Genomic DNA, 581 nt, shown 5'->3' on the forward strand with positions numbered 1-581 from the left:
TTTTTTCTTTTTAGCTAACTCGTTAATTCTTTCGATATTCAAATCAGAATTACTCAATTAAAAAACCTACCTTCAATTTGTTTATTCAATCATTATAATACTTTAACAAAATATAACAAATTTAAGATCAGCAAAAAAAGTAATAAAAAACGCTATTTCGCAAAAATAGGCAAAATAACGTTGTGACAATGTATCAATTTATTAAAGCGAACACTTTCCCATCTCTTTGTTCGCTATTGTTTGTAGGGTCTTTATGTTCGTATGCTTTATTTATCGTATTGTTCTTAATTTGATGGTCAGTCATTTCGTACACTTGTTCCGAGTGAGCACTAATGTTCGCACTTAACAAGAATATTGCAAAGGCTGCACTTGAAACTAAAAATATGATGATATATGTTGATACGTTTTTATATTTATTGTAAAACATCATTTTCACTCCTAGAACATTTGTTTGTATTAGTAATTTATCAGAACTTATGTTCTGTGTCAATATTTTAACGAACAAATGTTTGTTTTGGTTTCAAATTAATGATATACTGTATTTAAATTAATTTAGGGAGTGCCTATATATGAGAGAATTA

Annotated in this window: 1 protein-coding gene; it reads right to left on the bottom strand. The window is 27.2% G+C overall.

Features of this window, described 5'->3' with window-relative positions:
• Positions 1–193: 193 nt before the first annotated feature.
• Positions 194–427, bottom strand: a complete 234-nt coding sequence (gene sosA, locus IDG60_RS00110; RefSeq protein WP_000499647.1) for a DNA damage-induced cell division inhibitor SosA — start codon at positions 425–427, stop codon at positions 194–196.
• Positions 428–581 lie beyond the last annotated feature (154 nt).

The sequence above is a fragment of the Staphylococcus sp. EG-SA-2 genome (assembly GCF_017152085.1).

Coding starts and splice junctions, on each gene's coding strand:
- sosA (WP_000499647.1), bottom strand. CDS start 427: ATGTTTTACAATAAATATAAAAACGTATCAACATATATCATCATATTT.